This window comes from Segatella maculosa DSM 19339 = JCM 15638 (genome assembly GCF_000382385.1).
In the GTDB taxonomy this organism is placed as follows: domain Bacteria; phylum Bacteroidota; class Bacteroidia; order Bacteroidales; family Bacteroidaceae; genus Prevotella; species Prevotella maculosa.
On record NZ_KB908331.1, the window covers coordinates 41,373 to 62,121 of the forward strand.

At 47.2% G+C, this 20,749-nt stretch carries 18 protein-coding genes, 1 tRNA gene and 2 pseudogenes; 19 read left to right on the forward strand and 2 right to left on the reverse strand.

Annotated features, from left to right (window positions below; translation table 11 throughout):
* Positions 1-456: 456 nt before the first annotated feature.
* Positions 457-1,662, reverse strand: a complete 1,206-nt coding sequence (locus H164_RS0110480) for an NADP-dependent isocitrate dehydrogenase (RefSeq protein WP_019968573.1) — start codon at positions 1,660-1,662, stop codon at positions 457-459.
* Positions 1,663-1,874: 212 nt separating this feature from the next.
* Between H164_RS0110480 and H164_RS0110485 the strand changes: the two genes are divergently transcribed.
* Positions 1,875-2,729 (forward strand): OmpA family protein, encoded by an 855-nt coding sequence (locus tag H164_RS0110485; RefSeq protein WP_025830407.1) that lies wholly within the window; start codon positions 1,875-1,877, stop codon positions 2,727-2,729.
* Between the two features lie 186 nt (positions 2,730-2,915).
* Here H164_RS0110485 and H164_RS0110490 read toward each other — a convergent pair whose 3' ends face one another.
* Positions 2,916-4,190: an NAD(P)/FAD-dependent oxidoreductase gene (locus H164_RS0110490; RefSeq protein WP_019968575.1), complete on the reverse strand. Its 1,275-nt coding sequence runs from the start codon at positions 4,188-4,190 to the stop codon at positions 2,916-2,918.
* An 809-nt stretch (positions 4,191-4,999) separates the two neighbouring features.
* Between H164_RS0110490 and dnaG the strand changes: the two genes are divergently transcribed.
* The 18 genes and pseudogenes from dnaG to H164_RS0110585 form a co-directional block, all read left to right on the forward strand.
* Positions 5,000-6,922 carry a DNA primase gene (dnaG, locus tag H164_RS0110500; RefSeq protein WP_019968577.1) on the forward strand — a complete coding sequence of 641 codons (1,923 nt, stop codon included), beginning with the start codon at positions 5,000-5,002 and terminating at the stop codon, positions 6,920-6,922.
* Between the two features lie 20 nt (positions 6,923-6,942).
* Positions 6,943-7,278: a 6-carboxytetrahydropterin synthase QueD gene (gene queD, locus H164_RS0110505; protein WP_019968578.1), complete on the forward strand. Its 336-nt coding sequence runs from the start codon at positions 6,943-6,945 to the stop codon at positions 7,276-7,278.
* Positions 7,262-7,834 carry a 7-carboxy-7-deazaguanine synthase QueE gene (locus H164_RS0110510; RefSeq protein WP_025830406.1) on the forward strand — a complete coding sequence of 191 codons (573 nt, stop codon included), beginning with the start codon at positions 7,262-7,264 and terminating at the stop codon, positions 7,832-7,834. Before queD ends, H164_RS0110510 begins: the two co-directional genes overlap by 17 nt.
* The gene (gene cls, locus H164_RS0110515; RefSeq protein WP_019968580.1) at positions 7,835-9,259 is read left to right on the forward strand and encodes a cardiolipin synthase; all 1,425 of its coding nucleotides are present in this window, start codon (positions 7,835-7,837) and stop codon (positions 9,257-9,259) included.
* Between the two features lie 184 nt (positions 9,260-9,443).
* Positions 9,444-9,986: a hypothetical protein gene (locus H164_RS15935; RefSeq protein WP_248616201.1), complete on the forward strand. Its 543-nt coding sequence runs from the start codon at positions 9,444-9,446 to the stop codon at positions 9,984-9,986.
* Positions 9,987-10,013: 27 nt separating this feature from the next.
* Positions 10,014-11,597, forward strand: a complete 1,584-nt coding sequence (locus tag H164_RS14565) for a hypothetical protein (protein WP_019968582.1) — start codon at positions 10,014-10,016, stop codon at positions 11,595-11,597.
* 311 nt (positions 11,598-11,908) lie between these two features.
* Complete coding sequence (locus tag H164_RS0110530; protein WP_019968583.1) at positions 11,909-12,349, forward strand: HU family DNA-binding protein; 441 nt, start codon at positions 11,909-11,911, stop codon at positions 12,347-12,349.
* A gap of 201 nt (positions 12,350-12,550) precedes the next feature.
* Positions 12,551-13,795, forward strand: coding sequence for a sigma-54 interaction domain-containing protein (locus H164_RS0110535; protein WP_019968584.1), 1,245 nt, complete (start codon positions 12,551-12,553; stop codon positions 13,793-13,795).
* Positions 13,796-13,821: 26 nt separating this feature from the next.
* Positions 13,822-14,334: an LptE family protein gene (locus H164_RS0110540; RefSeq protein ID WP_019968585.1), complete on the forward strand. Its 513-nt coding sequence runs from the start codon at positions 13,822-13,824 to the stop codon at positions 14,332-14,334.
* Between the two features lie 4 nt (positions 14,335-14,338).
* The gene (locus H164_RS0110545; protein WP_019968586.1) at positions 14,339-15,160 is read left to right on the forward strand and encodes a tetratricopeptide repeat protein; all 822 of its coding nucleotides are present in this window, start codon (positions 14,339-14,341) and stop codon (positions 15,158-15,160) included.
* A gap of 7 nt (positions 15,161-15,167) precedes the next feature.
* A complete protein-coding gene (secG, locus tag H164_RS0110550) occupies positions 15,168-15,518 on the forward strand; it encodes a preprotein translocase subunit SecG (RefSeq protein ID WP_008563737.1) in 351 nt (116 codons plus the stop codon).
* A gap of 92 nt (positions 15,519-15,610) precedes the next feature.
* Positions 15,611-15,686 (forward strand) — tRNA-His (locus tag H164_RS0110555).
* Positions 15,687-15,818: 132 nt separating this feature from the next.
* On the forward strand, positions 15,819-16,097 hold the full coding sequence (locus H164_RS15590; RefSeq protein ID WP_169336423.1) for a hypothetical protein: 279 nt from the start codon (positions 15,819-15,821) through the stop codon (positions 16,095-16,097).
* 250 nt (positions 16,098-16,347) lie between these two features.
* Positions 16,348-17,577 carry a site-specific integrase gene (locus H164_RS0110565; protein WP_019968588.1) on the forward strand — a complete coding sequence of 410 codons (1,230 nt, stop codon included), beginning with the start codon at positions 16,348-16,350 and terminating at the stop codon, positions 17,575-17,577.
* Between the two features lie 59 nt (positions 17,578-17,636).
* Entirely contained in the window at positions 17,637-18,974 is a 1,338-nt protein-coding gene (locus H164_RS0110570) for a site-specific integrase (RefSeq protein WP_019968589.1), read from the forward strand.
* A 475-nt stretch (positions 18,975-19,449) separates the two neighbouring features.
* Complete coding sequence (locus H164_RS0110575) at positions 19,450-19,788, forward strand: helix-turn-helix domain-containing protein (protein WP_008824297.1); 339 nt, start codon at positions 19,450-19,452, stop codon at positions 19,786-19,788.
* Positions 19,789-19,790: 2 nt separating this feature from the next.
* Positions 19,791-20,166, forward strand: a pseudogene (locus H164_RS0110580) (helix-turn-helix domain-containing protein).
* A gap of 2 nt (positions 20,167-20,168) precedes the next feature.
* Positions 20,169-20,749 (forward strand): annotated as a pseudogene (locus tag H164_RS0110585) (bifunctional DNA primase/helicase); the annotation flags it as partial.

The following is a 20,749-nucleotide window of genomic DNA, read 5'->3' on the forward strand; positions in this document are numbered from 1 at the left end:
TCCCAGTTGTGCACTTTTATTTGACAACGTACAAGTAGGTAAAATAACTGAAATTAAAAATCAAGGATCGTGGCTGTAAAAAACACGTGCAAAAAACCTTGCTTTTCGGTTTGTTTCTACCGACAAAAAGCCCAGTCCGTATGGATGAAAACCTATACAAAACGAATATCCATTGATTTCGGAATTTAAGGTATGGGTATGAAGAATAAGAAAATGAATAACAAAAAAATTGATTGTCTCACGACAACCAATCTTCTTAACCTTAATAATCTAATACCATGAAAAACACAGTGCAAAGATATATGATAGTTTGCATACTTCCAAATAAAACAAAGAAAAAGAGCTACTCTTTGATACTTTTTAACTAAACTAAAGATCTGTCGATTTGGGTTAAATGAGAGGGGAATGTCTGGCACGTTAGAGGGGAAGCAAATTAAAAGAGTGGGGGAGTGGGAGTTATGCTTGCTCCAAGCGGCGTCTGATTTCGCGAATGAATGCAAGGCTGTTCACCGATTGCGGCTCTACACCTTCCATGAGGCCCGTGAGGTCTTTGGTAGCAATGCCGTCGTTGAGTGTGCCGAGGCAGGCTTGCTCCAACCGGTCGGCGAATTGTTGCAGGGCAGCGTTCCCGTCGAGTTCGCCGCGCTTGCGCAGTGCTCCGCTCCATGCAAAAATGGTAGCCATGGGGTTGGTACTCGTCTCTTCGCCTCGGAGGTATTTATAGTAGTGGCGCGTCACGGTGCCATGGGCCGCCTCATATTCGTATTTGCCGTCGGGACTGACCAGTACCGAGGTCATCATGGCCAGTGAACCGAAGGCCGTGCTAAGCATATCACTCATGACATCGCCGTCGTAGTTCTTGCAGGCCCAGACGAAGCCGCCCTTGCTGCGAATGACACGGGCCACAGCATCGTCGATGAGTGTGTAGAAATAGGTAATGCCTACCTGTTCGAAGGCAGCGCGATATTCATTCTCATAGATGTCTTCGAAGATTTGGCGGAATGTTGCGTCGTAGGTTTTGCTGATGGTATCTTTGGTAGCGAACCACAGGTCTTGTCGACTGTCCAATGCATATTTGAAGCAGCTGTGGGCAAACGAACGGATGCTCTTGTCGGTGTTGTGCATGCCTTGAATGATGCCCGCGCCGTTAAAGTCGTGTATTTCTATCTCCTGCGTGTTGCCACTTTGTCCTTCGAAAACGAGTTTGGCCTTTCCTGGCTCGTCCACTTTCATTTCCACGCCCTTGTAAACGTCGCCGTAGGCATGGCGGGCGATAGTGATGGGTCTCTGCCAGTTCTTCACGGCGGGCTTGATACTCGGAATGGTAATAGGTGTGCGGAACACCGTGCCGTCCATAATACTGCGGATTGTCCCGTTCGGACTTTTCCACATCTTATGCAGCCGGTATTCGTCCATGCGTTGGGCATTGGGCGTAATCGTGGCGCATTTCACGGCCACGCCGTACTTCATAGCTGCCAAGGCTGAGGCGGTGGTCACGCGGTCCTCCGTCTTATCGCGGTTGGGCAGGCCGAGGTCATAATATTCGGTCTTCAGGTCAACGAACGGAACAATCAGTTCATCTTTGATCATCTTCCACAGAATGCGCGTCATCTCGTCGCCGTCCATCTCCACCAAGGGAGTTGTCATCTTGATTCTTTCCATACTTCAAACTATTTGATTGTTTGCAAAAGTAGTAAATTAATTTCAAATCGTCGCGTTTCTCCATGAAATTGTTTTGGATTAAACCTCTGAGACGGACGTGATAATGTCAGTTAAATAACACTAAAGCCACTCAACATATTTCGCTTTTCACCGTCTATGGTGTATATTTGCATCGATTATCACATTGTCAACAACACTAAAACGGAAAGAATATGAAGAAAAACGTATTTTTGCTAACAATGGTTGCCGGCACGCTGCTGATGAGCGGTTGTGCCAGCAAGAAGGATTTGGAGAACTGCCAAAACGAGAACCGTGAACTGACGGCCAACTATCAGAATGTTAAGGAACAGCTTGCTGCCAGCAAGGCGCGTGTGGCCAGCCTCGAAGACCAGCTTGCACAGCAAAAGAGGAATGCGGCTGCCCTGCAACGCTCGCTCGACAAGAGTCTCTCGAACGCCAATGCCAATAACGTCAACATCTCGAAACTGGTCGACCAAATCAACGAGAGCAACCAGTATATCCGTCATCTGGTGGAGGTGAAGAGCAAGAGCGACTCACTGAACATGGTCTTGACCAACAACCTCACGCGCTCGTTGAGCCGAGAGGAGATGAAAGAGGTCGACGTGCGGGTGCTCAAGGGCGTTGTTTACATCTCGCTGGCCGATAACATGCTCTACAAGAGTGGCAGTTACGAAATCAACGATCGCGCCGAAGAGACGCTCCGCAAGATTGCCAAGATCATTATGGATTACAAGGATTACGACGTGCTCATCGAGGGCAACACCGACAATGTGCCCGTCAATACCGCCGCGCCGTCGATGAAGAACATTCGCAACAACTGGGATCTCTCGGCTCTGCGCGCCTCTTCGGTCGTTCAGTATCTGCAAGACCGCTTCGGCGTTGCCCCGAAACGCCTCACTGCCGGGGGCCGTGGAGAGTATAATCCTGTAGCTTCCAACAACACGGAAGTGGGTAAACAGCGCAACCGCCGTACCCAAATCATCATCACGCCCAAGCTCGACCAGTTCATGGACCTGATTGACAAGGCACCCGAGGAGAAGAAATAGAAAGCCCACTTGTGGCCTCCTCCCGAGGGAAAGGGGCTGCGAGCTTGAAAGTGTAAAAGCGTAAAAGGGTAGAAGCGTAAAAAGAGTAAGGGAGTGAAAGGGTAAAAAGACAGACCTTGTGAACCAAAGTGTTCGCAAGGTCTGTTTGTATTTTCTTCCTTTTTAAGAGCAAGCAAGTTGGAAAGTTCAACTCTCGGCCTTTAATATCAGGCGGAGACTCTGCTTGTAGTTAAAATAGTTCCACATCCAATTCAAGAAAACAACCGTCTTGTTTCTCACCCCAAGGATAGAGCGAAGATGAACGACCAGCCAAAGAAGCCACGCGAAGAAACCGCCAAACTTCAATTTCCCGATCTCTACGACGGCTTTTTTGCGTCCGATTGTGGCCATTGTGCCCGGATTACGATAAACGAACGGACGCGCTGAACGACCCCGCCCAGCAGCAATCAGGTTTCTTGCCACATTCGCGGCTTGCTGCAAGGCCACTTGTGCCAACTGCGGATGCCCCTGCGGGTAGGCTTTATCACCTTCAACTAAACATTGGTCGCCTATGGCATACACGTTTGTCATGCCCTTGACTCGATTAAAACTGTCGGTTAAGATGCGCCCACCGTGCCCGATACTCTCGACGGGAATGCCCTCTATCCGGTTTGCCTTTATTCCGCTGACCCATATCACGGTCTCTGCATGAATAAAATCCCCGTCTTCCAATATCAGGCTATGGTTTTGATAGTCCGTCACTCTGCAGTCGGCTATGATTTCCACGCCAAGTTCTTTCAAAGCTTTCTCGGCCTTACGGGACGATTTCTCGTCCATCGCACCCAACAGGCGCGGACCGGCATTGATGAGATAGATATGCATTTCGGAAGCATTCAGGTCGGGATAGTCGCGCGGAATAATCGTGCGCCTCATTTCTGCTAAGGCTCCGGCGATTTCCACCCCCGACGGACCGCCCCCGACGATAGCTATGGTCAATAGCCTCTGCCGCTTTACCTCGTCGTCTTCGGTCTCGGCACGTTCGAGATTTTGGAGAATCGTGTTACGCAGCCGCATCGCCTCGCCGACAGTCTTCATCGAGAGTGCCGAAGCCTCGATATTTTTGTTACCAAAGAAGTTCGTCGTGGCACCTTCCGCCAGCACCAAATCGTCGTAATGAATGGTCCCGATCGACGTAAGGATAGCTTTTTCCTTGACATCGATACGCTGAACTTCGGCCATTCTGAAGAAGAAATTCTTCCGATCTTGGAACAATCTTCTGAAAGGAAATGCGATGTTGCTCGGTTCCAAACCCGCAGATGCCACCTGATAAATCAGAGGCGGAAACTGGTTATAGTTGTTCTTGTCCACCAAAACCACCTGATAATCGGTATCGCGAAGGCTCGAGGCCAACTTCAGACCACCCAGTCCGCCACCTACGATAACCACCCTTCGCTGTCCGTTGCGCTTGATATTTGCTCTCATTTGTTTATCATTTTAGTTCATTCGTTGCCATTCGTTCGCTAACCTATTCGTTGCTTTCGTCCATCGTGTCGCAAAAATCGTGCCTAAGTCTTTGTTGGTAACAAATGTTATTTGTCCATTTTTCTTCCCTGATTTTAACACTTTTGGGTGTCGCCAAATAGAAAAACAGAAGGAGGAAAATGACCTTTTTTTGGCCGTTTCGTCGATTTTTTTCATAAGGAACAGTGGTTTTTGGTAAAAAGTATATACGTTTTAGGCAAAAAGTATATATATTTTAGGCAAAAGGTATATACTTTTTTATAAAAGGTACGTACTTTTTAGATGAAACATACGTACTTTTTACTAAAAATGATAGTACTTTTTATGAAAAACGATCGTACTTTTCAAGTAAAACGATTATACTTTTCGGTAAAAATGACACAATCTTTTGGCTCACAATAACTTGCAAAAAGGGTCGCAAAACTCGCGTATTTCGGGCCAAAGTAGGCCTCGGTTGAGAAAAAGCGAGCTATGAGAGGGTGTTTGTAAAAGAAATGTCATCAGAAAGAGCGGTTGCGTGCATGAGCCGAGCGTGCGTGGGTTGGCGGAACGTCCGGAAGTTTTTTTATTTCACTCCGTTCCCGATGGGCGTCCTGTACTGTCGGGTGGAGCGTCTTATACAGCCCGGCGAGCGAAACGTCCGGCAGTTTTTTTATTTCGCTCCGTTCCCGACGAGTGTCCTATACAGCCGGGTGAACGGAATGGACGGAAGCATTTTTATGCGGGTGCGCTTTGTTGTTTCGCCGATTTTTATTACTTTTGCCCTATCTATGATAGACAGATTGACAGTTGAACGAATCAAGGAGGCTGCGAACATCGTTGATGTGGTGTCGGAGTTTGTTACGCTGCGCAAGAGCGGCAGCAACTATAAGGGCTTGTGTCCGTTCCACAACGAGAAAACGCCGTCGTTTTATGTGTCTCCGGCTCGTGGCACGTGCCATTGTTTTGGGTGCGGAAAGGGCGGAAATCCTATCGGTTTCATCATGGAGCACGAGCAGATGACTTATCCCGAGGCGCTGCGGTGGCTGGCCGGCAAGTATCATATAGAGATAAAAGAGCGCGAGTTGACCGATGAAGAAAAGCAGGAGCAGAGCCTGCGCGAGAGTATGTTCATCGTGAACGAGTGGGCCGCAAGCTATTTCGAGGACGTGTTGCATCATCACGTCGACGGTGTGGCGGTGGGAATGCAGTATTTCCGCACGCGTGGTTTCCGCGACGATATTATCCGCAAGTTCAGATTGGGCTTCGATCTGACCGACCGCCTCGCCCTCGGTCGTACGGCCCGGCAGAAGGGTTATCAGGACGAATTCTTGCTCAAGACCGGAATTTGCTATCGAAACGACGGCGGGGAAATGATAGACCGCTATTCGGGGCGCGTCATTTTTCCGTGGATTGGTATCAGCGGCAAGGTGGTGGGCTTCGGCGGGCGGGTGCTCGATTCGCGCACGAAAGGCGTCAATCAGAAGTATGTCAACTCGCCCGACAGCGATATCTATCACAAGGACCACGAGCTTTATGGCATCTATCAGGCCAAGAAGGCCATTGCGAAGGAAGACCGCGTCTATATGGTCGAGGGCTACACTGACGTGATTTCCATGCACCAGTGCGGTATTGAGAACGTTGTGGCCAACTCCGGGACGGCCTTGAGTATTCACCAAATCCATACGCTCCACCGTTTCACCGGCAACATCACCCTGATCTACGACGGCGATGCTGCAGGCATTCATGCCGCCCTTCGCGGAACGGACATGCTGCTCATGGAGGGCATGAACCTGAAAGTGTTGCTCCTGCCCGACAATGACGACCCTGATAGTTTCGCCCGCAAACACACGGTAGAAGCGTTCAAAAGCTACATCGAAGAGCATGCCACCGATTTTATTCGTTTCAAGACGGCTTTGTTGCTCGACAACGAGACCGACCCGCTGAAACGCTCGGAGGCTATCAATTCGATTGTCACGAGTATTTCGATGGTGCAGAACCCTATTCTGCGCGACACCTATCTGCACGATTGTTCGCAACGTATGGGTATCAACGAAGCCACGCTCATCAATCAAATGAACACGATGATACGCGAAAGGAAGGCCACTGGCTCAATGTCGCCTCAGCAGGTCGTCCCAAATCAACAGGCACATCAAGTCGGTCAGCCTGTGGGGCAAGCCCATGTGGAATCAAAGGTCGAGCATCTCATGGTGCAGATGGTCATCAAATACGGCGACCGTGTTGTCTTTAACCATATCGGCAACGACGGCGGGGAGCCCATTCAGCTGTCGATTGCCGAATATATCGATTACTTCCTCTCGGCCGATGGTTTGGCATTTGAGACTCCGGTCTATAATGAGATCTTGCAGGAGGCTGTAGAGCGAGGGCGCGACCGCTCGTTCCGCGCTGAGCCTTACTTCGTGCACCATCAAGACATTCATGTTAGTCAATTGGCTGTCAATATGACCGAAGAAAGGTTCAAACTTTCAGAGAGTCAGCAAATGACGAACGACGACGAAAGTCTGCGCAACCGCATCGAACACCTGATGCTCGACTTCAAAATGGAATATGCCGAGAAGCATCTGCGCTTGTTGAAACAGCAGATAGCCAAGGCCTCGCCCGACGATTTACTGCAACTCATGGCCGAATACAAGGAAATGACGGCCATGCGCAACGACTTGGCAAAGCGGTTGGGCAATAATATTATCGTATAAACCACTTGAAAGATTTGGATATGTATTACATACAAAAGAGTTTTGAGGTATCGGCCTCACATCACCTGAAGCTCTCCTATAAGAGCAAATGCACGAATGTGCATGGGCACAACTGGCACATCACGGTGTACTGCAAAGCACGTGAGCTGAATGAAGATGGCATGGTGGCCGACTTTTCGGAGGTGAAGCGGCTCATACATGGGCGGCTCGACCATGCAGACCTCAACAAAGTGCTACCCTTTAACCCTACGGCCGAGAATATCGCCCGCTGGATTACCGAGCAGATACCGACTTGTTACAAGGCGACGGTGCAGGAAAGCGACGGTAATATCGCTACATATGAGGAAGATGTATAGAGTCAACGAAATATTCTATTCATTGCAAGGGGAGGGTAGGAATACCGGTCGGGCCGCAGTGTTTATCCGTTTCAGCGGTTGTAACCTGAAGTGCTCTTTCTGCGATACCGACTTCGATGCATACCGCGAAATGTCGGTCGAAGATATCGTTGCTGCTATCCGTCAATGGAAACAGGCTGCTTTTGTCGTGCTCACAGGCGGTGAACCTGCATTGCAAGCAGACAAAAAGCTCATCGATAGTTTGCATGCAGAAGGCTTCTGCGTGGCTATGGAAAGCAATGGGACCAAGCAGCCGCCACCCGGTCTCGATTGGCTTACTGTGTCGCCGAAAGTACGGCCGGTCGTGACAAGGTGCAATGAATTGAAATGTATCTTTGACGGCCGAAAGCCCGTAGACGACTTCGGTATCGAGGCCGACTATTATTACCTACAACCTTGCGACACGGGCGACGATGTACAGAATAAAGCCGTTACGCAGGCTTGTATACATTATATTATATCACACCCCAAATGGCGTTTGAGTCTTCAAACCCACAAAATGATTGGCTTCAAGTAGATGTTTTACATTCATTGGATCATAATAACGTTCTATATTGCTACTGTTGTACTGGCCATGATAGCCGTACTGATGGACAACAGGCAGCCGGCAAAGACGGTTGCTTGGGTTATGGTGCTGTGCTTTATTCCGGTCATTGGCATTATCGTCTACTTTTTCTTCGGGCAGAATTTTCGCAAGGAACGCTTCATCAGTCAACGTAGTCTGGACGAACTGACCAAGCGAAGCATGCTCGAATTTGCCGAACAACGCAATCTGCACCTGCCCGAGAAGGGCCGTCAGCTGATGCACCTTTTTGCCAATCAGAGCATGGCGTTACCGTTCAAGGACAACGACGTTGAAATCTATACCGAGGGAAGTGATTTCTTCCTTGCACTACTCCATGCCATCGGAAGTGCACGGCATCATATTCATATCGACACCTACATCATCGACGACGACGCACTCGGAATGCTTGTTGCCGATGCCTTGATAGACAAGGTGAGGCAAGGCGTTGAAGTGAGGGTCATCTATGACGACGTGGGTTGCTGGAATGTCCGCGATAAGTTCTTCAACCGAATGAAACGCGAGGGTGTCGAAGTCAGGCCCTTCATTCCTGTACGATTCCCGGCATTGACGGGCAAAGTGAACTATCGCAATCATCGGAAGCTTTGTATCATCGACGGAGAGACGGGCTTCATCGGCGGCATGAATATCGCCATGCGTTATATAAAAGGTGTGAAAGGTCGGCCGTGGCGCGATACTCACATGCGCATCACGGGTGGGGTAGTCTATTCCTTGCAACGTGCATTCCTCATCGACTGGTATTTTGTTGACCGTACCCTGCTGTCCGACCCTCGTTATTATCCCGAGAACACTCACGTCAAGGAAAACAATTGCCTTGCCCAAATTGTCACGAGCAGTCCTATCCAGCCTTGGCCCGACATCATGCAGGGCTATGTGCGTATCCTGCTCGAAGCAAAGCACTATGTATATATGGAGAGCCCTTATTTCCTGCCGACCGAACCCATTCTCTTTGCCATTCGTACGGCAGCATTGTCGGGGGTCGATGTGCGGTTGATGATACCGATGCATGGTGATGCCAAACTCGTGGAATGGGCATGCAAGTCGTATTTGGGCGAAATTGTAGAGGCCGGAGCCAAGGTATTCCTCTATAAGGCCGGGTTCAATCACTCGAAACTGATGGTCAGCGACGACCATTTGTGCACTTGCGGTAGCACCAACATCGACTTCCGCAGCTTTGAGAACAACTTCGAGTGCAACATCTTCTTTTACGATGAAGACATGGCCTTGCGCATCAAAGCCATTTATCTGCGTGACGAACAGAACTGTGTCGATATCGAAGAGATACGCGACTTCACTCACCGCTCGTTCCTCCTTCGGCTTTGGGAGAGTATTGTCAGACTGCTGAGTCCGCTGCTATAACACCCGCCTTAACATCTACCTCAGTCCCTCCAAAGGGAGGGATGAGAGGCCTCCCCCGACCCCTCCAAAGGAGGGGAGAGGCTTCCCGCAAGTTCGTACTCCCCTCCTTCGGAGGGGTTGGGGGAGGCTTTTTTTGAGGAAAAGTTTGGCTGTTTGAAGAATTAGTTTTACCTTTGCCGGCGTTATGATGTTAGCATTTGATGATAATAAGGTTATAAGCACGATGCAAAGAAACTTTGATTTCTCTGCATCTTTTAACGCTTATTATTTGGTTAATCCAAATAATTTGCTAACACACACACACACACACACACACACACACACACACTTAGCGCACCTGGCGTTTAAACGTCTTCACGTACGCGCGCGCGAAGAGCGCGCAACCCCAATAAACAAAGGGCTTCTCGGAGTTCCCTTTGTTCGTGTTTTTATGCCCTTTTGCCAAGCCGTGCAAGAGGAAAACAACAACGGATTTTCACTCAAAAACAATATAGATATGAATAGAAAACAATTCAGGAAACAGGCCTATATACGACCTGCAATTAAAGTCATTGTTATGCCGCAAGAACAATTGTTGCAACCAGCCAGCGGCCAACATAACCCAGGACATCACGGCACAGGCCCCAGCTCAGCCAAGCAGGGTTGGTTTGATTTTGATGAAGAGGACGAAGAAGAGGATAACTCCGCCGAAACAGAAGAGAACTCTTGGGGCATAGAGCGTTATTAAAGCATTAAAAGCAGAAAGGAAAAGAAGATGAAAACTATCAAGACATTTGTTGGGCTGGCAGCCACGCTGCTATTATCGGTGAGTTGCGCAAGCGAAGACACTGCCCAAAACAATAATCAAAAGAAAGAAACAGATACTTATGCCGTCTTTGTAGCAGGAAAGGAAGATATCGGCACGGAACAATCTAAGACCCGTACCTCACTCGACTATAACACAGGCAACTTCTTTTGGGAACAGGGAGACAATATCTTTGTGAAAGACGACGGTGGCATATGGCGAACAGGCACAAGCGCAGTGAACAAGAATACGACGGACTTCTTTAAGTTCCAACTTCCAGGCAACTTTACTGGAACAAGTTACACTGTGTTTTACCCCGGGAAGAACGGAACCAACGACCAAGTGACTATAGACAATGCACAGGCACAGGACACACCCAATTCAACCAAGCATCTCGGTGTGGCTGGCGACTGTGGACTTGCCACTGCCAACAAAATGAGAAATATATTCCCTTTTTGGATAGACCACAAAACAGCCTACCTCGTCTTTCAGCCCTACAACAGCAATGCGGCATTAACGAGTTGTTATGTCCAACGAATAGAAGTTACCTCCAACAACAATATTGCCGGCAACTACACGCTCGACCCTATTACGAAAAAACTCACGGGTACGGGAAGTAGCAAGATCGTTACAATAAGCTTAGGAGGAAGTGGAGATTATACAAATGGTTTCCCGCTGACTACTTCTGCAGACCGAGCCAAGAACGGTGCTTACATGGTGATAGCTCCCGGCGTGCATGAGCTCACCGTGCGCTATTGGATTGTAGACCCCGCAACAGGTGCTGGCGGCTCCATCACCAAAAAGCTCTCTTCATTCAACTATGAAGAAAACAACTATTATGACATGACAGCCAATCTCAACCTGAACAACTATGCTCATCCACGGTTCTATATGTGGGACGCACAGCAAAACTATTGGTGGAACCATGAGTTCGACAGTGCCGACCCTAAGCAACCCACCGAACCCAATACAGCCAACACCACGGATTGCCCCCAAAGTCAGACAGCCGACCCATTGCGCTGGTATAACACCGTGAATGATGGTGGAATGACACAGGCCAGCCACAGCGCAGCCAGCCTACTCAATGTTAACGAGATGGTGTGGTATATCAAGCACAAAGGCTTCATGGGTAAAAGAGATACCTTGTGGACAACTATGGGGCACCTCTATCAAGGCGGCCTGTGGTTTATGAAGCGAGCCAAGTTCATGGACAAGTATCATGTCACGGCTACCGAAATGCAATCGGGATACGACAGCTATGATTGGCGTAATCATGCTTCCGGTTTGGATGATTTCAAAGGAGGTAATAAGATATTGTATGAAAACAAAAACCCTGACAACAAAGACGACTATTTCTTTGTGCCGAGAATGCCATATTATTATAATGGAAAATTAATCGTTCAGAGCTATGGCTATATCATACCGTCATCAAGCCCATTCATGAATACTGATGATAGGGTATGGCTGATGATGATAAATGGAGGTCCGGAAGACCGTTTATATATTATGACACTTTACCGTGGGCTTGCGTACTATGTGCAACCGTTTGAATGAATATGATGACAAATCAGTTCTGTGCAATGATGTTATCAGATAAGTCATATCATCGGTATTGGCTATCTTGTAGCTTTCCCAAAAGCAGCAGAGAAACATTCATTATATGAAGACCGCTGTATTCCTTATATCAACACGACGGTCTTCATTATATCAACACCGAAGTCTTGATATAATCAATACGATTGTCTTGATATAAGGAACAGAAAGGCCTTGATATAAGGAATGCGATTTCCTTATTATAAGAAAAAAATCAACGGAGCCAAACGGAGAAGGGAGGCTCTAATTAATAAACTAAATATCAAACAATTATGCTGATTTTCAAAGTAGTGGAGACTATCCACAGGATTGGCCCCAAGAAAGGGCAAAAGGCATTCAATGCCATGCAGAAAGCTCCGATGAAGTTCTCAGCCACATGGCTCGTGGAACGCATCGTGCGCGAAACATCGTTAAGCGAGGGCGACGTGCGCAACGTGTTGATAACGCTACGCAACATCATCGTTGAAGTGGTAAAAATGGGTGGATCGCTCGACTTGGGCGACATATTTTCCTTGCGCACCACCATTCCCTCAAAAATGGTGGATAAGGAGGAAGATGTGACGGCCGCCGTGCTGAAACGCCCCCGCGTCATCGTACGCTGGAAGTCGGCCATCACCGAGGCACTGAAAAAGATCGAGGTGGAGGTGGATAATCCGAAGCGGAAGGAAGAGAAGAAAAAGAGTAAAGGAGGGATTGGGCAGCACGGGAATTGAAGGGCTCACCCCCCCAACCCCTCTGAAGGAGGGGGAGAAAGCCCACCCCCGACCCCTCCCGAGGGAGGGGGAGCTGCGAGATGGTTGACCATAAAGGGGAAAGGGAAAAAAGGTAAAAAAGTAAAAAATAGACCTTGTGAACCAAAGTGTTTGCAAGGTCTATTTGCATTTGTGGAATAAAATATGTAATTTTGCCACTCAATGAATACATCTGAACTGCAAAGAATAAAACAACGCTACAATATCGTAGGTAATTGTGACGGGTTGAACAGGGCCTTGGACATCGCGCTGCAAGTGGCTCCTACGGACTTGTCGGTGTTGATTGTGGGCGAAAGTGGTGTCGGCAAAGAGATTATCCCTCGCGTCATTCACGACAACTCGCCGCGCCGCCGCGAGAAATACTTTGCCATCAACTGTGGCTCTATCCCTGAAGGAACGATTGACAGCGAACTGTTCGGCCATGAGAAAGGGTCGTTCACGGGTGCCGTGGGCGAGAGCGAGGGCTACTTCGGAACGGCAAACAAGGGAACGATATTCCTTGACGAGGTGGGCGAACTGCCGCTTGCCACGCAGGCAAGGCTGTTGCGTGTGTTGGAAACGGGTGAGTATATCCGTGTGGGCGGGCAAAAGATCATGAAGACGGACGTGCGCATCGTGGCAGCAACGAATGTGAACATGCGCAAGGCCATCAGTGAGGGTAGGTTCCGTGAGGATTTGTTCTATCGCCTGAACACGATTCCTATCCAGATGCCTCCACTCAGAGACAGAGGCGAAGACATCGTTCTCTTGTTCAGACTGTTTGCCATGCAGATGGCTGAGAAATACCATTTGCCGAAGATTACGCTGAACGATGAGGCCAAGCAATTGCTGCTGCAATACAAGTGGCCAGGCAACGTGAGGCAACTGAAGAATATCACGGAACAGATGTCCGTGCTCAGTGAGAAGCGCGAGATAGATGCCCGCGAACTGTTGCATTTTATTCCTAAAGACACGGAGAGCACGCAGTTGGCCATCATAGGCAAACCCGGCGAGCACTCTTATGAGACGGAACGCGAGATACTGTATAAGATATTATATGAGTTGAGGGGTAATGTCAGCGACTTGAAACGCGACATGAATGTGCTCAAGAAGCAGCTTGACGAGGCGCGTGCCTTGTCTGGTGCACAGGGATTTGCCACACCGCAGGAAACGGCGATTGTGCGCAGGGCAGATGAAAGTCCGTATGCCATTCTCAACTCTGCCGGTCGGCAACCCCAAGCGGCGGCTTATGATGCCTTTGCCGAGGAAATACGCGAACCGGAAAGTCTGAATCTGAATGATTTGGGCAGACAGATGGTTGAGAAAGCCTTGGAACGTAACGGGGGGAACCGCAAGAAGGCTGCGCAGGAACTGGGCATTTCGGACCGGACACTCTATCGACGCATCAAACAATATGGGCTGGAATAATTACTTTTCCCGATAATTCTTAGCAAATGAAGAGACTGAAATTGATATTGCTCGCTTGTCCGCTTGTCTTGCTTGCGTCGTGTAGCTTCAAAGGCTACAAGTTCAATGGCGCAAGTGTCGACTACAGTAAGACGAAAACGATACAGATTGCCGACTTTCCAATCCGGTCAAGCTATGTGTGGGGACCGATGGGACCGCTTTTCAACAATCGTTTGAAAGACCAGTTTGCTGACCATACGAAGTTGATTCAGGTGAAACGGAACGGTGACATGAAGATTGAAGGTGAAATTACACAATACACGCAGCGTAACAAGGCGGTTACAAGTGAAGGAACTTCGGCACAAACCGAACTTTCAATGACGGTGAATGTCAGGTTCACGAACACCAAGAACCATGCGGAAGACTTCGAAAAGCAATTCACTGCAACTGCTTCCTACGAGACGACAAGGAGTCTGAACTCGGTTCAGGAAGAACTTGTCATGCAAATGACAAAAGACCTTGTAGACCAGATTTTCAATGCAACCGTAGCCAACTGGTAAACGAATGGATATAAAGCGCCTCATACAGCACCCCGAATACATGGACCGTGAAACTCTTTACGAGCTTCGCAGTCTTGTTGCGCTCCATCCTTATTATCAGACGGCACGCATTCTGTTATTGCAAAACCTTTATATCCTGCATGACCCTGCGTTTGATGAAGAATTGAGGAAGACTGCAATATGCATTACCGACCGTCACATTCTCTTCAACATGATAGAAGCTGCCCATTATAAAGTGTATGCAGAAAAGGCGACACAAACCCGGCAGCAGCTGCATGAAGTGACAAGCGAGCATGAAGACCGAACGACAGACCTTATCGACACGTTTCTTGATTCAATTCCTGAAGGTACCGACGGAGAGCCCGTGGAAAAGCAACATCATCCCACTCCTGCAGATGCCACTGTTGACTATGTGTCTTATTTGCTCAGGCTCGAGAAAGAAGAATTGGAACAAAAGCAGCACAAGGAGCAGGATCGTACGACGACACTGATCAACAGTTTCATGGAAGACGGAGGCTTTAACCTACAGACTGATGACGAAGACGAGCAGGAAAGGAACTATCCGACAAGCTATAAAGTAGAGGACTTAGAGGAAGAGGCTCCCGCAGCAGAAGCCATAGACCATTCAAACACCGAAGCAGAAACCGAGGAAGATAAAGACTATTTCACAGAGACGCTGGCGCGCATTTATATTAAACAGGGACGGTATGAGAAAGCTTTGGAAATTATTAAGCGTTTAAATTTGAATAATCCAAAAAAAAATGCTTACTTTGCAGACCAAATACGTTTCTTAGAGAAATTGATTATAAACAATAAAAACAAATAATAAAGAAATGACTTACACATTATTCGTAGTATTGATTGTCTTGGCGGCCATCTTGATGATACTCGTCGTGCTGATTCAAGAATCAAAAGGGGGAGGCTTGGCTTCAAACTTTTCATCATCTAATGCCATTATGGGCGTTCGCAAGACAACCAATGTGGTGGAAAAAACAACATGGGGAGTGGCTATTGCAATGGTAATCCTCAGCATAGCATGCGCTTATGTGGCTCCACAAGCATCAACAGAGCAAAGTGTCATGGAGAGAAGCGCTACTGAAACACAGACCACAAATCCGACCAATACACAGGGATTTGGTGCAAGCCAGCAGGTTCCGCAAATGCCTCAGACTCCAGCCAAATAAAAATGACAAAAAAGTAAGAGAAAAGTTTGGCAATTACAAACTTTTCTTTTATCTTTGCACCCGCTAAACAACAATAGCAAATCACTTAAAATGGTGGATGTAGTTCAGTTGGTTAGAGCGTCAGATTGTGGTTCTGAATGTCGTGGGTTCGAGTCCCACCCTCCACCCGAAGCAGGAATTCTTATTTAAGAGTTCCCGCTTTTTATTTTAATCCACCTGTTGAGACGACTTTATCGTTTAGTGTTTCTTACGCTTGTTGTTTTATATCGTTTTATAAGGTATATGAAGTCGGTTTCCAACATGAATCATTTTACCATGCAACAAGGTAGAGACGGTGACGTAGGGGTGCACGGCTCGTGCGTCCGTTCAAGTGGAATTGCAAGCGTAGGCGCAGGGTTGTTGGAGTGGACGCACGAGCCGTATGTCCCTACATTATTCACGTTGATAACCAACGACTTGCACCTTGCATTGCAATCTCGGCCATTTCACCGCGCAATATGGGCCATATTGGGTGGTGAAATCAGTCATATTGTGCGGCAACTAATCAACGAAAATGAAGAAATATCGAAGTTGGTGTAAACTGACTGATAATGAATAGGAAACGGAATGATTTGCATGGAAGTGCTCTTTTCAAAAAGGGTAATAATATGCAGATTTAAGCAAAAGTTCAGTTACCAGAGCGTTACCCAATTTTGCCACAGGTAACGACGGAGAAAAAATAGGTAACTGAATTATTTTCGCACGTGTGGCTGTTGCTACGGTCGGCAGTTTTCTGCATAAGTGAGGAACGCTTTGAATTTGGTAATTTTGCCACAAAACATCAAAGCGTATGAAAACAGAAAAGATGAAGGTGTTGCTCTACCTCAAAAAGAGCGGTCTTGACAAGTCGGGCAAGGCTCCGATTATGGGACGGATAACCATCGGGCGTTCCATCGCACAGTTCAGTTGCAAGCTCTCCTGCAATCCTGACTTGTGGAATCCTCGTGAGAGCAGAATGGACGGCAAGAGCCGTGAGGCTGTGGAAGTGAACGGCAGGTTGGAGAACTTGCTGCTTTCCATTCAGTCATCCCATCAGTCTTTGCTTGCAAGAAGTTGCTCATTTGACGCAACCGACGTGAAGGAACAGTTTCAAGGCAGTGTGCAGACACGGTGCATGCTCATTGAAAGATTGGATAAGCTCATTAAGGAGAAAGAAAGTCATATCGGTATAGACATCAGGAAAGAGTCCATGGCAGGCTATCACTCCACGAGAATCCGCTTGCTGGAGTTCATTCAAAAGAAGTATAAGGTTTCTGACTTGGCTTTCTCACAACTGACAGAGAACTTCATCCATGAGTTTCAGCAGTACTTCTTGGGGGAGTGTGGATTTCAGGAAAGCTCATTCTACAATGTCGCCACCCATTTGAAGACAGTATGCAGGCTGGCTTACCGTGAAGGATTGGCTGATGTACTACTTTTTGACAAAACCAAGATTAGCAAGGGTAACAAGAAACTCCCCAAAGCACTCGACAAGGAAGCATTGGAAAAGCTGAAGGCTCTCCACTTGGAGGACTTGGAGGAGGAAATGGAAACGGCAAGGGATATTTTCCTCTTTGCCTGTTATACAGGTGCTGCATATTGCGATTTGATGGAACTGAACAAGTCCCATCTTGTGCGTGATGATGAGGGCTGCCTTTGGCTGAAGTTCAACCGTCAGAAGACAGGTGTGCCTTGCCGTGTCAAACTGCTGCCCCAAGCCATACGGCTGATGGAGAAGCTCCACAGCGAAGAAAGGGAAGCATTGCTCCCTTTCATGAGATATGCTACTTACCAATCATATTTGAAAGCCCTGCGACTTCGTGCTGGTATCCCGTTTCCCTTTACCACACATACGGCAAGGCACACCTTTGCTACGCTCATCACGCTTGAGCAAGGAGTTCCGATTGAAACTGTGAGCAAGATGCTCGGACATAGCAATGTAAGCATGACCGAGCGTTATGCAAAGGTTACATCCCAAAAACTCTTTGAGGAGTTTGACCGCCTCCTTTCTTTTACCGAAGATATGCAGTTGGCTATCTAATCCTTATCAAGTCATTTGATTGCTTATCTATTCTTTTAAAACTTCAAAATATCAAGACAATGAAAAGTACATTCAAGATACTGTTCTATATCAACAGACAGAAGACAAAGGCAGACGGCAACACCGCCATTCTCTGCCGTATCACCATAGACGGAAAGAGCACCGCCATTACCACAGGAGAAGAGTGTAAAGTCTCCGAGTGGAACACCAAGCAGGGTTTGACGACTGACAGGAAGACCAATCAAAGAATCAGCGAGTTCAGGGAATTGGTAGAGAATACCTATCGGGACATACTGACGAGGGAAGGAGTGGTAAGCGTGGAACTTATCAAGAACCGTTTGCAAGGCATTGCCACCAATCCCACCACGCTCCTTACCATGAGCAAGGCGGAACTGCAATCTGTCAAGGAGTCGGTAGGCAAGTCAAGGGCAGAGGGGACTTATCTGAACCTTTACTATTCTGATAGAAATCTCCGAGAATTTATCGAAAACAAAGGAGTACAAGACATATCTATCGCCACCATTACGGAGAGTTTGTTCGAGGAATACCGCTTCTTCCTGAAAAAGCATGGGCTGAAAGCATCGACTGTCAATACCAATCTCTGTTGGCTGAGTCGACTGATGTTTCGTGCGGTGAGCAGCAGGATTATCCACTGCAATCCCTTTGAGAACGCCAAGTATGAGAAGGAGGAAAAGAAGATACGTTTTCTGCAAAAGAGCGATGTAATGAAACTTATGGTAATAAGGATGAATGACAAGGAAGCAGAGTTGGCACGGCTGATGTTTGTCTTTTCCTGCTTCACAGGCTTGGCTATCTCAGATATGGAGAATTTGAAATACAAGCATATCCAAACGGCAGCAGACGGACAGAGGTATATCCGCAAGGAGCGTCAGAAGACAAAGGTTGAGTTTGTCGTGCCGTTACATCCCATAGCGGAAGCTATCATCAACTATTATAGGAAAGAGCAGGCAAGAAACGAAGAACAGCAGACGGTGAAAGAAAAAGGCGACAGCCTTGTCTTTCAACCTCATTGCAGTCGTAGCGTGATGGGCAAGAACCTGTGCATCGTGGGTAAGGCTTGCGGTATCAGACTGAAATTGTCGTACCATGTTGCAAGGCATACCTTCGGTACGATGTGCCTTAGCGCAGGAATCCCCATTGAGAGCATTGCCAAGATGATGGGACACGCTTCCATATCCAGCACGCAGATTTACGCGCAGGTAACGGACAAGAAAATTTCGGAGGATATGGACAGGCTCATTGCCAAGCAATCAGTAAAGGAAAAGGAAACTATGGAGAGAGAGGTTTATGAACCAAACTCTCGTATCTCGTTGTATATAAATCTTCTATATATTTTGATAAATCATCTGTGTAGCATTTTTGTAGCAGTATTCTGACTGCTTAGTGACTACCATTCTGACTACCTTTTGAAAGCACAACAGCTCTCTTTTCTTGGGTACAAAGGTATATAAAATTGTACTAACCTCCAAATCTTTGCACCATAAATATTTAGAGATTTTACTGCTACATTTTCCAGTGCAAGGTGCAAGCCCTTATATATAAAAGGGACTTGCACCTTGCACTGGGGGATCCGTGAGTTCTTTGTTCTTTGACAGTGATTGTTCTTTATAAATGATAGTTGATTTTAAGAGGAATGGTATTTTAACATTTCCTTATATAAGTCTACTATAAATCTTTTCATTAAAAGTAGGTCATTCTTTAATATTCTTTTGTCTGTACTACGTATTTCTCGTCCTTATGCTACCGCTATGATGCTGAACCTTGCACCTGCTGCAAGACGGATTGCATAGGGTGAAAACATTTGCATATAGCGGGTTGCTCTTGTGGCGGTGCTTTAATAACTTTATAATTATGAAAGAGTTATTGGAAATGCTGAAGTCAGCAAGAGTAGAAAAAGGTTATTCCCAGGAGTATCTTTCTGGAATTCTGGGAGTTAGTTCAAGTCGTATCTCACGTTGGGAAAACGGACAAACAGAGATGACTCTCTGCCAAATCCTAAAATACGCTTCTAAAGTAGGCATCTGCTCTACTGAAATGTTTGAAGTTCTTGCACGGAATGGGCAGCCAAGACCTTTACCTATGGTAGAGATGCGTATAGAAGTTTTTACAGAGGAGGCGTTCAATAAGCTTTCACAACTATTAATTGAACTCGGAACAGAACAAGCGACGGGGGCTACAAAACGGTTATAGTCATGGAAATAATCACAGTAGAGAAGTCTGGCTTATCAAGAATTGATAGATAGGCTCAATCGAATAGAGCAGTACGTCGAGAGAACCTCTCACCTTATACAGGATATAGATGACGAGCTGGAAATGACCACGAAAGACCTAATCGAGACTTTGAATGTTTCAGAGTCCACCCTTTACCGCTGGCGCAAAAAGCAGTTGCTGCGTTACCGCTACACGGAGAGTGGTGATGTGCGCTACTTTTTCAAGTCAATCATTATTGCCGTGAAATGTAACCGGCTCCGTGTATCAGGGATGAGGAATGATGAGGTTCTCGGACGACTCAACCGCTTTAAGGACAACCTTATTATGAGTTCTTGCCTTAATTCTAAAAACAGATAAATATGATAGATAAAGAACAAATACTTTTGCTTACACAAGGAGGGCTGAACGTGTTCTCCCATTTCCTTGGCTTTGAGGTGAATCTGCACCGTAACTTCCGCAGTCCCTTCTATGATGACAAGCGGGCTTCATGCCATATCTTCTATGATAGGAAGAGTTCATCCTATAAGTTCTATGATCATGGGGATACAACCTATTCGGGAGATTGTTTTTGGTTTGTAGCAACTATGCGTGGCCTAAACCTGAAAACAAGTTTTCCCGAGGTCCTGGAAACCATAGTACAAGAACTTGGATTGTATTCTTTATGTGATGGTGAACAGCATAGCAAGCATATAACACAGTCATACAAAAAAACTATCGGCTTCAGTCCTGAGACTGATATGCCCAAGCATACGGAAGAACGACCATACAGTTTTGAGATACAGCCTTTTGATGACGGGCTGCTGAACTATTGGGCGCATTATGGCATCCATGAGGATGCACTCCGACGCTTTCGGGTACGGAGTCTTAAACGCTATGAGAGTATTTCTGCTGAAGGTCGTAAGTTTGAACTTTATGGCTCACCTACGGAACCTATGTTTGC